Source organism: Vibrio sp. BS-M-Sm-2, from assembly GCF_041504345.1.
In the GTDB taxonomy this organism is placed as follows: Bacteria; Pseudomonadota; Gammaproteobacteria; order Enterobacterales; family Vibrionaceae; genus Vibrio; species Vibrio satsumensis.
This window is the reverse complement of record NZ_CP167894.1, coordinates 2474526-2488097: the sequence shown is the minus strand read 5'-3', so window position 1 is coordinate 2488097 and position 13572 is coordinate 2474526. Positions and strand designations below refer to the sequence as shown.

General features: G+C 45.2%; 10 protein-coding genes and 2 pseudogenes. 6 read left to right on the top strand and 6 right to left on the bottom strand.

Translation table 11 applies throughout. The features are described 5' to 3' along the window. The first annotated feature begins 14 nt into the window (after positions 1–14). The 4 genes from pcnB to panC are packed head-to-tail and all read left to right on the top strand — an operon-like array spanning position 15 to position 3568. Entirely contained in the window at positions 15–1370 is a 1356-nt protein-coding gene (gene pcnB / locus AB8613_RS11545) for a polynucleotide adenylyltransferase PcnB (protein ID WP_017059432.1), read from the top strand. Beyond that, a complete protein-coding gene (folK, locus tag AB8613_RS11540; protein ID WP_372383840.1) occupies positions 1367–1852 on the top strand; it encodes a 2-amino-4-hydroxy-6-hydroxymethyldihydropteridine diphosphokinase in 486 nt (161 codons plus the stop codon). Before pcnB ends, folK begins: the two co-directional genes overlap by 4 nt. Before the next feature lie 22 nt (positions 1853–1874). Next, positions 1875–2669, top strand: a complete 795-nt coding sequence (panB, locus tag AB8613_RS11535) for a 3-methyl-2-oxobutanoate hydroxymethyltransferase (protein ID WP_372383839.1) — start codon at positions 1875–1877, stop codon at positions 2667–2669. An 8-nt stretch (positions 2670–2677) separates the two neighbouring features. Then, entirely contained in the window at positions 2678–3568 is an 891-nt protein-coding gene (gene panC / locus AB8613_RS11530; protein WP_285954241.1) for a pantoate--beta-alanine ligase, read from the top strand. A 104-nt stretch (positions 3569–3672) separates the two neighbouring features. Here the strand turns inward: panC and AB8613_RS11525 are convergent. From AB8613_RS11525 to AB8613_RS11515, 3 genes and pseudogenes are all read right to left on the bottom strand, one after another. Next, positions 3673–4442, bottom strand: a pseudogene (locus AB8613_RS11525) (ABC transporter permease). Between the two features lies 1 nt (position 4443). Continuing rightward, positions 4444–5361 (bottom strand): ABC transporter ATP-binding protein, encoded by a 918-nt coding sequence (locus AB8613_RS11520; protein ID WP_146490628.1) that lies wholly within the window; start codon positions 5359–5361, stop codon positions 4444–4446. 314 nt (positions 5362–5675) lie between these two features. Then, on the bottom strand, positions 5676–7307 hold the full coding sequence (locus AB8613_RS11515) for a SulP family inorganic anion transporter (RefSeq protein WP_327784267.1): 1632 nt from the start codon (positions 7305–7307) through the stop codon (positions 5676–5678). A 286-nt stretch (positions 7308–7593) separates the two neighbouring features. Between AB8613_RS11515 and can the strand changes: the two genes are divergently transcribed. Continuing rightward, entirely contained in the window at positions 7594–8262 is a 669-nt protein-coding gene (gene can, locus AB8613_RS11510) for a carbonate dehydratase (RefSeq protein WP_019824387.1), read from the top strand. Between the two features lie 73 nt (positions 8263–8335). On the opposite strand, the gene hpt is transcribed toward can, so the two are convergent. Next, complete coding sequence (hpt, locus tag AB8613_RS11505) at positions 8336–8866, bottom strand: hypoxanthine phosphoribosyltransferase (RefSeq protein WP_017633235.1); 531 nt, start codon at positions 8864–8866, stop codon at positions 8336–8338. A gap of 337 nt (positions 8867–9203) precedes the next feature. On the opposite strand from hpt, the gene AB8613_RS11500 reads away from it, so the two are divergent. Continuing rightward, positions 9204–9809, top strand: a complete 606-nt coding sequence (locus AB8613_RS11500) for a LuxR/HapR/OpaR family quorum-sensing transcriptional regulator (protein WP_019824386.1) — start codon at positions 9204–9206, stop codon at positions 9807–9809. Between the two features lie 192 nt (positions 9810–10001). Here the strand turns inward: AB8613_RS11500 and lpdA are convergent, their stop codons facing one another. Continuing rightward, a complete protein-coding gene (lpdA, locus tag AB8613_RS11495) occupies positions 10002–11432 on the bottom strand; it encodes a dihydrolipoyl dehydrogenase (protein ID WP_017630530.1) in 1431 nt (476 codons plus the stop codon). Positions 11433–11673: 241 nt separating this feature from the next. After that, positions 11674–13567, bottom strand: a pseudogene (gene aceF / locus AB8613_RS11490) (pyruvate dehydrogenase complex dihydrolipoyllysine-residue acetyltransferase). Between the last annotated feature and the right edge of the window lie 5 nt (positions 13568–13572).

Below are 13572 nucleotides of genomic sequence, written 5' to 3'. Positions count from 1 at the left end.
TTTGTTCTAAACTAATGAATACAAACGACAATACCCCAAGCGAACAACGCGGATTCCACGAATTAGCTCTGAATATTTATACTCGTCAAGAGCACAATATTTCACGCAAGCAGATCAGCGACAACGCACTAAAAGTGCTATATCGCCTGAATGGTGCGGGTTTTGACGCATTTCTAGTCGGTGGTGGTGTGCGCGATATCTTATTAGGCTCTCAGCCAAAAGATTTTGATATTGCGACCAACGCAACGCCAGAGCAAATCAAACACCTCTTCAGAAACTGTCGCCTTATCGGTCGCCGTTTCCGCTTGGCACATATCATGTTTGGTCGCGACATCATTGAAGTGGCAACTTTCCGTGGTCACCACCAAGAACCATCGAAAAACGTGTCTGCACAATCTAAAGAAGGCATGCTACTGCGCGATAACGTGTACGGCAGTGTTGATGAAGATGCAGAACGCCGTGATTTCACAATCAACGCGATGTACTACAACATTGCAGACTACAGCATCCACGATTACGCGGGTGGTGTAGAAGATTTAGAAGATAAACTGATCCGCCTGATTGGTGATCCAGAAACACGTTACCGCGAAGACCCAGTACGTATGCTACGTGCAATGCGCTTCGCCGCTAAACTGGATTTCGATATTGAAGAAGACACAGCTGACCCAATTGAAGAGTTAGCTCACCTCCTAAGAGATATCCCTGCAGCGCGCCTTTACGAAGAGTCTCTGAAATTGCTGCAATCAGGTCACGGTTTAGAAACCTACCACCTGATGCGCGAGTACAATCTATTCCAACAGATGTTCCCAGCGGTAGCTGAGCACTTCACAGAAGATTACGACTCTCACACAGAGCAGATGCTTGATTTGGTTCTCGATTCAACCGACCTTCGCATCGAAGATGGTAAGCGAGTAAACCCAGCATTCATGTTCGCAGCGATGCTTTGGTACCCAATGAACAAGCTGGCAGACAAACTTGTCGCTGAACAGGGTATGGCACACTACGATGCGATCATGGAAGCGAGTAACATCATTCTAGATCAGCAAGTAAAGTCTATTGCTATTCCTCGTCGTCACACCGCAACCATTCGCGAAGTTTGGCAACTGCAACTTCGACTGCCTCGTCGCAACGGTAAACGCGCTGTTCGCCTTATGGAGCTCAACAAGTTCCGTGCAGGCTACGATTTCCTAGAAATGCGTGGTGAGATTGAAGGTGGCGAAACCAAAGAGTTAGCAAAATGGTGGGAGCGTTATCAGACTGCAGGTCGCAACATGCGTCAAGCAATGGCTAACGACGTTGCAGCACCATCAAAGTCAGGCCATCGTCGCCGTAAGACTTACCGAAACAAAAAGAGTAAGCAATCCGAATGATAACTGCTTACATTGCGGTCGGCAGCAACCTTGCCGACCCAGTTGGCCAAGCAAATTTGGCTATCGAAACGCTAAAAAGCCTACCGCGATCAACGTTTATTGCGACCTCTCAGCTATATAGTAGCACTCCAATGGGGCCGCAAAATCAACCGGACTACATCAACGCGGTAGTCGCTATCCAGACCGAATTAACGCCAATTGAACTACTTGATTGCACTCAAAAGATCGAGTTAGAGCAAGGGCGCGTCCGTAAAGACGAACGTTGGGGTCCAAGAACCTTGGATCTCGACATTGTGTTATACGGCAATGAGGTGATCGATTCAGAGCGCTTAATCGTTCCTCATTATGGAATGAAAGAACGAGAGTTCGTACTCTATCCGCTTGCTGAAATCGCACCAAGTTTACAACTCCCTGATGGGACTGAGCTGACAGAACTACTGAAAATAGTAGATAAGAACGGGCTCAATGTTTGGCAACAATAGCCAAGCGCATTAAGGAAAACCAATGAAAAAAGTAACCATTAACGACCTGATCAAATGCAAACGTGAAGGCCGTAAATTCGCGACGTCGACAGCTTATGATGCGAGCTTTGCTCAATTATTCGAAAGCCAAGAGATGCCTGTACTGCTTGTCGGTGATTCACTGGGTATGGTTTTACAAGGCCATAACGATACATTACCAGTAACCGTTGAAGACATTGCTTATCATACTCGCTCAGTGCGTGCTGGTAGCCCAAACTGTCTTCTTATGGCTGACATGCCTTTCATGAGCTACGCAACACCAGAGCAAGCTTGTGAGAGCGCAGCTACCTTGATGCGTGCTGGCGCGAACATGGTAAAAATCGAAGGCGGAAGCTGGTTGGTTGATACTGTGAAGATGCTAACAGAACGTGCAGTGCCAGTATGTGCACACTTAGGCTTAACGCCTCAATCTGTGAACATCTTTGGTGGTTACAAGGTTCAAGGTCGCGACGACGATCAAGCAGATAAAATGGTTGCTGACGCACTAGCGCTACAAAACGCAGGTGCTCAAATCGTTCTACTTGAATGTGTACCAGCTTCATTGGCAAAACGAATTACAGAAGCTTGTCACGTGCCAGTAATCGGTATCGGCGCAGGTAATGTTACCGATGGTCAGATCTTGGTTATGCATGACATGTTCGGTATTTCTGCGAACTACATGCCGAAGTTCTCTAAGAATTTCCTAGCAGAAACAGGTGATATGCGTAAAGCAGTAGCTCTATACAAAGAAGAAGTAGAGAGCGCGCGCTTCCCTGATGAAGCTCATACAATCGCTTAGGAGTAAGTATGCAAACTTTTGCTGAGATAGCGGCTCTTCGTGAGCAGATTAAACAGTTTAAGCGTGATGGACGTACGGTTGCTTTTGTACCGACAATGGGAAACCTGCATGAAGGTCACCTGACTCTTGTAAAGAAAGCTCGTGAACTGGCAGACATTGTTGTGGTAAGTATCTTTGTAAACCCAATGCAGTTTGACCGTGCCGACGACCTAAACAACTACCCTCGAACGTTAGAAGCAGATTTAAGCAAACTGACAGGCGAAGGCGTTGAGCTAGTATTTACACCCACGCCAGATGTGATGTACCCAGAGGGATTAGACAAACAAACGTTTGTTGAGGTCCCAGGCATATCTCACATGCTTGAAGGTGCGTCTCGTCCAGGTCACTTCCGTGGCGTAGCGACGATTGTCACCAAGCTGTTTAACATTGTTCAGCCAGATTTTGCATGCTTCGGCAAAAAAGACTTCCAGCAGCTTGCTGTTATTCGCCAGATGACCACTGACTTAGCGTTAGACATTAAAGTTGTGGGCGTTGCGACTGTTCGTGAAATGGATGGCTTAGCAATGAGCTCTCGCAATAGCAACCTAACGATTGACGAGCGCCAACGAGCGCCAGTTCTAGCGCGTACTATGCGCTGGATCAGCAGTGCTATTCGTGGTGGTCGCGATGACTACGCATCAGTGATTGAAGATGCAACCGACCAGCTACGCGCTGCCGATCTTGAACCAGATGAGATATTCATTTGTGATGCGAAAACGCTGCAAGCGATCACTCCAGAATCAACTCAAGCTGTGATTCTAATGTCGGCTTTCCTAGGTAAGACTCGCCTTATCGACAACCAAGTTTTAGATTTGGTCACGGAAACCAAAGAAGAAGTGAAAGAAGAAGTAACTGAATAATCAGTTTCTGCTCCTAACGCAAAACATAAAAAAGGTCGATTATATATCGACCTTTTTCTTTGCCTGCGATTCAGGAGCATTAATAAATCCTGGATAATTACGTATTAGCTACGTAAGCCGATACCCTTAGTCACTAGGTAGTGTGCAATACCATACAACGCTACGATAAACACACCCAATACACCAAACGACGTCACAATACCCACATCAGACACACCCAAGAAGCCATATCTGAACGCGTTAACCATGTACACGATAGGGTTCAACTTCGATACACCTTGCCAGAACTCAGGCAACAGGCTAATTGAGTAGAACACACCACCAAGATAGGTCAGCGGCGTCAGGATGAAGGTCGGAATGATCGAGATATCATCAAACGTGCGTGCGAACACCGCGTTAATCAAACCACCCAGAGCGAACACAACTGAAGTTAAAAATACCGTCGCAATGATCACGCCCCAATGGTCAACTTGTAGGTCGACAAAGAACAAAGATACAAACGTGACTATGGTACCCACTAACAATCCACGAACCACCCCCCCATTACGAAGCCAGCGATAATCACGTAATTAGGAACAGGTGCCACAAGCAACTCTTCAATGTTCTTTTGGAACTTAGCACTAAAGAATGAAGAAGCAACGTTGGAATATGAATTGGTGATCACCGACATCATGATCAGGCCAGGAACAATGTATTCCATGTAGCTAAAGCCGTTCATTTCACCAATACGTGCACCGATAAGATTACCGAAGATAATGAAATAAAGCGTCATGGTAATCGCAGGTGGAACCAACGTTTGCACCCAGATACGAGTAAAGCGATTGATCTCTTTGGTCAACAAACTGCAGAAAGCTGTCCAATATAGGCTGTACATATTACTTACTCCCCTCACGGACAATACTCACAAATAATTCTTCTAGACGGTTTGCTTTGTTACGCATAGAAAGGACTTTAACCTGTTGCTCGCTCAATTGAGCAAAGATGGTATTCAAACCTAGGTTCTTATCGATTTCGATTTCTAGCGAGCCATTAAGCATGACTTGGCTATTCACACCTTCAAGCTTAGGTTCTGTCGCGCCCTCTTCCAGATCCAGAATAAAGGTCTCAGCACTCAACTTGCCCAGCAGCGCTTTCATGGTTGTATTCTCAATCAACTCACCGCGATTGATGATGCCAATGTTACGACACAGCATTTCTGCTTCTTCTAGATAGTGCGTGGTCAAGATAATGGTAATGCCCTGCTTCTCATTGATCTCTTTTAGGAATTCCCACATTGAACGACGCAGTTCAATATCGACACCCGCAGTTGGTTCATCAAGGATCAACAAATGAGGTTCATGCATCAATGCACGCGCAATCATCAAACGACGCTTCATACCACCAGACAAGTTACGCGCACGTTCACCACGTTTTTCCCACAAATCGAGTTGAGATAGGTACTTTTTCGCTCGCTCTTTCGCCAATGCTTTTGGCACGCCATAATAGCCCGCCTGTTGCAACACGATCTGTTCAACGGTTTCGAACGGGTTAAAGTTGAACTCTTGAGGCACAAGGCCTAGGTTCTGCTTCGCCAACTCCAGATCGGTATCAATGTCGTAACCGAACACTTTAACCTTGCCTGAAGTTTTATTTACCAGTGAAGAGATAACACCAATTGTGGTTGATTTACCCGCACCATTTGGACCAAGTAGTGCGTAAAAGTCGCCTTTTTCTACTTGTAAACTAACGCCCTTAAGAGCCTCGAAGCCCCCAGCATAAGTTTTTCTTAATTGCTCAATTTCTAATGCATACATAGAGATAGACTGCCATTTGCTATAGATAAGATGTCGACGACCGAGCTTGAGGAGAGAGTAATGCTTAAAACGGCTAGCAGAAAACTAACCCAAACTTGTTTACTCGGCCATTTTGCAAACAAGTTTATCGTTGATTAACGATGAATACAAATATCGATTAATGCTTTCTTTTTAAAACAGTGGAAGTTCTAAGCTAACTAAAGACAATTAATATGTTCTATAAATAAAAAAATGCCGCCAAGTCATTCGCTTAACGGCATTTTTATCAGAACTAAATGAAGGACTGATTAATCAAATCAGTTCATCAATGAAACTTAGACGGACTCAAATTGGTGCTCGTCTCTCTCAACATAACTGGTTGCAGCCGTCAGCGCTTCGTATCTGAATCGGTAAGTATTGGACTCAGGAACCAAGTCAATCACATGGAACTTCTCAAGCTGCTGACGCGTATTCTCGTTTGGACACAACAAATACACCTCACATTGCGCATCTAGAGCATCCTTAATGGCATTCTCCAGCGCTAGACCAACGGTTACATCAATCATCGGAACGTCCGTTAAATCTAGAATCATCGCTTCATAGTCAGAGATACTCGAGTGCTGGCGAGAAATAGCCTTAGAAACACTGAAGATCATTGGGCCAGAAAGATAGAAGAACAGAACTTTACCATTCGCGCTATCGAGCAGCTGACGTTCACTATCAGTGAGTGGAATATCGTCTTCATCATCTCCATCACTGATCGCCTTAACTTGTCTGGCTTGCTCTCGGCTCAATCTTTCAATAATCAGAATATTCGAGATAAAGACACCCAGCCCAACAGCAATAATCAGGTCAACGAATACGGTTAGCAACATTACGCCATACATAACGCCCATGCCCGCATAACTCACCTTGTGCGCACGCTGAATAAAGCTCCAATCGAGAATGTTGAAGCCCACATACATGGCGATACCTGCCAACACCGCCATAGGAATAGGTTCGGTTAAGCCACCCGCGACCAATACCACCAACGCCAGAACTAATGCACGAACAACACCTGATAGTGGAGAACGAGCACCTACTTGGATATTGGTGACCGTCCCCATAGTAGCGCCCGCGCCCGGCAAAGCGCCGAACAAGCCAGAAATCATATTCGCAATACCTTGGCCACGAAGTTCTTTGTCTGAGTCATGCTCTTTACGAGTCAGTGAATCTCCGATAACCGCGGTCAGAAGCGTATCAATACAGCCAAGAGTACCCAGTACTAAGGCATCAATAACCATGGTAGTAAACTGCTCAGCGTTGATCGTAGGGATAACGAGAGAAGGCAAACCGGCTGGAATTTCACCAATACGGCGAATAGAGTCAGTATCAAAAATAATGACTGACAAGAGCGTCACTGCAACCAAAGCGACCAGTTGAGCAGGCACATACTTACGGTACTTAGCTGGAAAACCGAAAAGAATACCGAGCGTCAATGCCCCTAAAAACAGTTCGCTCACTTTTAGGTTTGCTAGTGTATCTGGAAGCGCAGAGAGCGTGCCCATCACACCACCGGAAGGTGCAGCATGTCCTAATAAAGGGGACAACTGCAGAATAATTAGAATAACGCCGATGCCCGACATAAACCCGGAGATCACGCTATATGGCATCAAAGTAACGTATTTTCCGAGCTTTAATGTACCGAGTAATATCTGAAAAGCACCAGCCATCATTACCACGGTAAAGGTCATTGCCATTCCGGTTTCAGGATACTTGGCCACCATGCTGGTCATGACTGCCGTCATGATCACCGTCATCGGGCCGGTCGGCTCAGAGATCAGGCTGCTCGAGCCACCAAACAATGCCGCAAATAGGCCAACCATGATGGCGCCCCAAAGGCCAGCTTCCGCGCCCGCGCCAGAAGCAACACCAAATGCCAATGCTAAAGGCAACGAGATGATGGCTGTAGTGACACCGCCAAACATATCCCCTTTGAGATTGATATCCGTAAAACGACTTCCAAACAAAACACACCTTCCTGATGATGAAATGACAAACCTTATCACTTTAACAAATGTATCAAGTGTTCAGAAAGTGTTAATTCAATCACATTATTCATGTCTTATAACCGGATCATAGCTTCTACACTAAGTTAATGATTTTAACGACTAGTACACGTCAGATGAGTACTATTTGACACAGTTTTTACGAGATTGAATTTGTAACATTGTGTATAGTTGAGATTCTTAATTAAGGGATGTAAGACGCAAAATGCCAGAGATTAAACAGCTTTTTGAAAACAACTCTAAATGGTCAGAAGAAATTCGCTCTCAACGACCTGAGTATTTTACAACGCTTGAAGAGGGTCAAAGCCCCGGTTTTCTATGGATAGGCTGCTCAGATAGCCGTGTTCCGGCCGAGCGTCTCACTGGTTTGTATTCTGGCGAACTGTTTGTTCACCGAAATGTGGCGAACCAAGTGGTTCATACCGACTTAAACTGCCTCTCAGTTGTGCAGTACGCCGTCGATGTACTCAAAGTTAAACACATTATTGTCTGTGGTCACTATGGCTGTGGTGGTGTTAACGCGGCGATTGATAACCCTAAACTTGGCCTTATCAATAACTGGTTACTTCACATCCGTGACAACTACCTAAAATACCGTAAGCAAATCGAGGGGCTGCCTCGTGAGCAATGGGGTGATAAGCTGTGCGAAATTAACGTCGCAGAGCAAGTTTATAACCTAGGCAACTCAACTATCATGCAAAGTGCATGGGAGCGTGGCCAAGAAGTTGAAATCCACGGTGTGGTTTATGGTATTGGCGATGGCAAGCTGCAAGACCTTGGCGTACGTTGCTCAAGTAACGATACCCTAGAGAACAGTCACTTAGAGGCATTAAATAAGATCTTAACAACGCCTCTGCTTAGTCAACAAAGCTAGCCCCTTTCGTAATAAATACAAAAAGCCCGCATATGCGGGCTTTTTAATGACTTCTAACCGACAAGCGTAATGATTACTCTTGAGGTACTACCTTACCGATGTATGGTAGGTGACGATATTTTTGTGCGTAGTCGATACCAACACCAACAACGAACTCATCTGGGATTTCAAAACCAATCCACTTTGTATCTACAGTCACTTCACGGCGAGAAGGTTTGTCTAATAGCGTACAAATTTCGATAGACTTAGGACCACGTAGGCTTAGAATCTCTTTCACTTTAGTCAGCGTGTTACCCGTATCGATAATATCTTCTACAAGTAGAACATCTTTACCTTGGATATCATCATCAAGGTCTTTCAAAATACGAACATCACGTGAGCTTTCCATGCCGTTGCCGTAGCTAGACGCGGTCATGAAATCAACTTGGTGAGTTAAATCGATAGCACGAGCAAGATCCGCCATAAAGACAAAAGATCCACGCAATAAGCCAACTAAAACTAGATCTTCACTACCCTTGTAGTGTTCCGTGATCTGTTTGCCTAGTTCGTTCACTCGATCCTGAACTTCTTGCTCAGAGATCATGACTTCAACTGTATGCTTCATACTGCTCTCATTTTATTTGGTGATTGCGACGAATGTTGACAGTTTCGTCAGTTGTGTCGCTCAATTTTGTGCGTAAGTCTAGCACTGCTCAAATACCCACACCACCTTATGGTTCGAATTTACTGTCAGATTCTCAATGAAATGTGCGCTGGTGCCTTATCCAATACTCGTCTCCTTTCACATCAATGCTGATCACGCTTTATGTATCAAGTTTGATGTAACTGTCTATAAAACAAGCTGAAAGGATTGACCATTCGCATATGCACCATTACACTCATCTTGGCTTAAATAATAATAAAATCATTAATATAAAAATTTCGTTGGCAAGGAAAACAAAATGGACTCAATATCTAAGAGACCTAGAACTAGGCTTTCACCTTTAAAAAGAAAACTTCAATTGATGGAAATCGCTCTTGAGGTATTCTCTCGCCGCGGTATCGGTCGTGGTGGACACGCTGATATTGCAGACATCGCTCAGGTGTCTGTAGCAACCGTATTTAACTACTTCCCTACCCGTGAAGATCTGGTTGATGAAGTGCTAAATCACGTTGTACGCCAATTCTCTAACTTCCTTTCAGACAATATCGATCTGGATATTCACGCAAAACAAAACCTACATAATATTGCGACTGAAATGGTGACGTTAGTGGCTCAAGATAGCCATTGGTTGAACGTATGGTTTGAATGGAGCGCTTCGACTCGTGATGAAGTGTGGCCTCTATTCGTAACCACAAACCGCACTAACCAAATGTTAGTACAAAACATGTTTAGCAAAGCGATTGAACGCGGCGAAGTTTGCGACGATCACGACCCTAAACATCTTGCAAACCTATTCCACGGCATCTGCTACTCGCTGTTCATTCAAGCGAAACGTGTGGAAACGCCAGAAGAGCTTTCAAGCTTAACCGATAGCTACCTAAACATGCTGTGCATCTATAAGTAGATTCGAGATAAATTGTTAAAGGGCTGGCCTAATGGGTCAGCCCTTTTTTGTGGTGTGTAGTCGCTCTTCGCATCCCGAAGCGCAGCGTACTCGCATCTCGGAGTGAAACGTTACTGCTCTTTTCTTCAGACATAAAAAAGCCGCTGACGAATCAGCGGCTTTTAAAAACATTAGCGAGTGGCTAAGAAAGAATTACTTCTTCTTTTTCACTGCTTTTTTGTTTGGAAGGTCAGTGATTGAACCTTCGAATACTTCCGCAGCTAGACCAACAGACTCGTGTAGAGTTGGGTGAGCGTGGATAGTAAGAGCGATATCTTCTGCGTCACAACCCATTTCGATTGCTAGGCCGATTTCACCAAGAAGCTCACCACCGTTGGTACCAACAACAGCACCACCGATTACGCGATGAGTATCTTTATCGAAGATCATCTTAGTCATACCGTCTGCACAGTCAGAAGCGATTGCACGACCAGAAGCAGCCCAAGGGAAAGTAGCAACTTCGTAGTTCAGGCCTTCCGCTTTCGCTTCTTTCTCAGTCTTACCTACCCAAGCAACTTCTGGCTCAGTGTACGCAATTGATGGGATTACTTTAGGGTCGAAGTAGTGCTTCTTACCAGAGATAACTTCAGCAGCTACGTGACCTTCATGCACACCTTTGTGAGCAAGCATTGGTTGGCCAACAACGTCACCGATCGCGTGGATGTGAGGAACGTTAGTACGCATTTGCTTATCAACATTGATGAAACCGCGCTCATCAACTTCGATACCTGCTTTTTCAGCGTCGATAAGTGCACCGTTTGGAACACGACCGATAGCGACAAGAACAGCATCGTAACGCTCAGCTTCAGCTGGTGCTTTTTTGCCTTCCATTGAAACGTAGATACCGTCTTCTTTCGCTTCAACAGCTGTTACTTTAGTTTCAAGCATTAGCTTGAACTTGTTCTTAATGCGCTTAGTGAAGACTTTAACGATGTCTTTATCCGCAGCAGGGATAACTTGGTCGAACATCTCAACTACGTCAACTTTAGAACCTAGAGAGTGGTAAACCGTACCCATTTCAAGACCGATGATACCACCGCCCATGATAAGCAGTTTTTCAGGAACTTCGTTTAGCTCAAGTGCATCCGTAGAATCCCAAATACGTGGGTCTTCATGTGGGATGAAAGGAAGCTTGATTGGGCGAGAACCCGCAGCGATGATTGCGTTGTCGAAGTTAACAGTTGTTGCTTCGCCTTCGCCTTCAACAAGAATGCTGTTAGGACCTGTGAACTTACCGAAACCGTTAACAACAGTTACGTTACGCATCTTAGCCATACCGCCAAGACCGCCAGTTAGTTGGTCTACTACTTTTTCTTTCCAGATACGGATCTTGCTGATGTCCGTTTGTGGCTCGCCGAATACAACGCCGTGCTCTGCCATCGCTTTAGCTTCTTCGATTACTTTAGAAACGTGAAGAAGTGCTTTTGATGGAATACAACCAACGTTTAGACATACACCACCAAGAGTGCTGTAACGTTCAACTAGTACTGTTTCTAGACCTAAATCCGCACAACGGAATGCAGCTGAGTAACCAGCAGGACCTGAACCAAGTACAACAACTTGGGCTTTAATTTCTTTGCTCATTGTGACCTCTTGTAGTCATTATCCCTAACAGGCTGAGTAGATGTTCTTAAATTATTGGGCTTTCAAACAGGAAACATTTTACAGAGATGTTAACAGTGTGAAAGTAGCTTTAAGTTAGCCTGTGAGCTAGACAACAATTCCCTTCCGCTTTATGAGAAATGCGGGAAACTGTTCTCTAAAAATAGTCTTTATATAAAGAATTAAGGTGACCCGAAAGCCACCTTAATAATTACTTTCTCAATTACAGTACTAGACGACGAATGTCAGATAGTGCGCTGTTTAGGAAAGTAATGAAGCGTGCACCTTCAGCACCATCGATCACACGGTGGTCGTATGATAGAGATAGTGGAAGCTGTAGACGTGGTTGGAACTCTTTACCATTCCAAACTGGCTTAATTTCAGACTTAGATACACCTAGGATACCTACTTCTGGCGCATTTACGATTGGAGTAAATGCAGTACCGCCAATACCACCAAGGCTAGAGATTGTGAAACAACCGCCTTGCATGTCTGCCGCTGTTAGCTTACCAGAACGTGCTTTCTTAGAAACAGCCATTAGCTCTTCAGATAGCTCGTAAATGCCTTTCTTGTTCACGTCTTTGAATACAGGAACAACTAGACCGTTTGGTGTATCAACAGCAATACCCACGTTTACGTACTTCTTAAGAATGATGCTTTCGCCATCTTCAGAAAGAGAAGAGTTAAACGCTGGGAATGCTTCTAGCGCTTTAGCAACAGCTTTCATGATGAACACAAGTGGAGTGATCTTCATGCCAGTGTCTTTCTTCGCTTCGATTGCGTTCTGTTCTTTACGGAATGCTTCTAGCTCAGTGATGTCTGCGTTATCCCACTGTGTAACGTGAGGGATCATTACCCAGTTACGGTGTAGGTTTGCGCCAGAGATCTTCTTGATCTTAGAAAGTTTCTGAACTTCAGTTTCGCCGAACTTGCTGAAGTCAACTTTTGGCCATGGTAGTAGACCAAGAGCAGAACCGTCGCCGCCTTTGCCAGATGCCGCAGCACCAGACTCTAGACGCTTAAGTGCATCTTTAACGTAAGACTGAACGTCTTCTTTAAGGATACGGCTCTTACGACCAGTACCTTTAACCTTAGAAAGGTTAACGCCAAATTCGCGAGCAAGACGACGAACTACTGGAGAAGCGTGCGCGTAGTCACCGTTCTCTTGGAAGTCGCCAGCTGCTGCTGGAGCCGCTGCAGGTGCTTCTGCTTTAGGAGCAGGTGCCGCCGCTGGAGCTGCTGCTTGTGCAGGTGCTGCAACAGGAGCTGGAGCTGCGCCTTCAACTACGAAAGTCATGATTAGAGAGCCAGTTGATACTTTATCGCCAGCTGCAATCTTGATTTCTTTTACTGTACCAGCGAATGGTGCAGGAACTTCCATTGAAGCTTTGTCGCCTTCAACAGTAATTAGAGATTGCTCTTCTTCTACTGTATCGCCAACCGCTACCATGATTTCAGTAACTTCTACTTCGTCACCACCGATATCAGGAACGTTTACTTCTTTCTCAGCAGATGCTGCTGGAGCCGCTGCAACTGGTGCTGCTGCCGCAGGAGCCGGAGCTGCTGCAGGTGCTGAACCAGCTACTTCGAATACCATTACTAGAGAGCCAGTAGAAACTGAATCACCAGAAGCGATCTTGATTTCTTTAACGATACCAGCGAATGGTGCAGGAACTTCCATTGAAGCCTTGTCGCCTTCAACAGTAAGAAGAGATTGCTCTTCTTCTACTGCATCACCGATAGCAACCATGATTTCAGTTACTTCAACTTCATCACCGCCGATATCTGGTACGTGAACTTCTTTAAGCTCAGCTGCCGCTGCAGGAGCTGCAGCAACTGGTGTCGCCGCTTCAACTGCTGGCGCAGCCGGTGCTGCCGCAGCACCTTCCGCTTCTGAAGATCATGATAAGAGAACCAGTAGAAACAGAATCGCCTTCTGCTACTTTGATTTCTTTAACGATACCCGCTTGAGACGCTGGAACTTCCATTGAAGCTTTGTCGCCTTCAACAGTAATCAGTGACTGCTCTTCTTCAACCTTGTCGCCAACGTTTACAAGAATCTCAGTTACTTCAACCTCGTCAGCACCGATGTCTGGTACATTAATTTCGATTGTCATTGTAT

Bases quoted from the DNA above. Each gene is read 5' to 3' on its own strand.
- panB (WP_372383839.1), top strand. From the start codon at position 1,875: ATGAAAAAAGTAACCATTAACGACCTGATCAAATGCAAACGTGAAGGC.
- AB8613_RS11515 (WP_327784267.1), bottom strand. From the start codon at position 7,307: ATGTTTGGCGGTGTCACTACAGCCATCATCTCGTTGCCTTTAGCATTG.
- can (WP_019824387.1), top strand. From the start codon at position 7,594: ATGCCAGAGATTAAACAGCTTTTTGAAAACAACTCTAAATGGTCAGAA.
- folK (WP_372383840.1), top strand. From the start codon at position 1,367: ATGATAACTGCTTACATTGCGGTCGGCAGCAACCTTGCCGACCCAGTT.
- lpdA (WP_017630530.1), bottom strand. From the start codon at position 11,432: ATGAGCAAAGAAATTAAAGCCCAAGTTGTTGTACTTGGTTCAGGTCCT.
- AB8613_RS11520 (WP_146490628.1), bottom strand. From the start codon at position 5,361: ATGTATGCATTAGAAATTGAGCAATTAAGAAAAACTTATGCTGGGGGC.
- pcnB (WP_017059432.1), top strand. From the start codon at position 15: ATGAATACAAACGACAATACCCCAAGCGAACAACGCGGATTCCACGAA.
- hpt (WP_017633235.1), bottom strand. From the start codon at position 8,866: ATGAAGCATACAGTTGAAGTCATGATCTCTGAGCAAGAAGTTCAGGAT.
- AB8613_RS11500 (WP_019824386.1), top strand. From the start codon at position 9,204: ATGGACTCAATATCTAAGAGACCTAGAACTAGGCTTTCACCTTTAAAA.
- panC (WP_285954241.1), top strand. From the start codon at position 2,678: ATGCAAACTTTTGCTGAGATAGCGGCTCTTCGTGAGCAGATTAAACAG.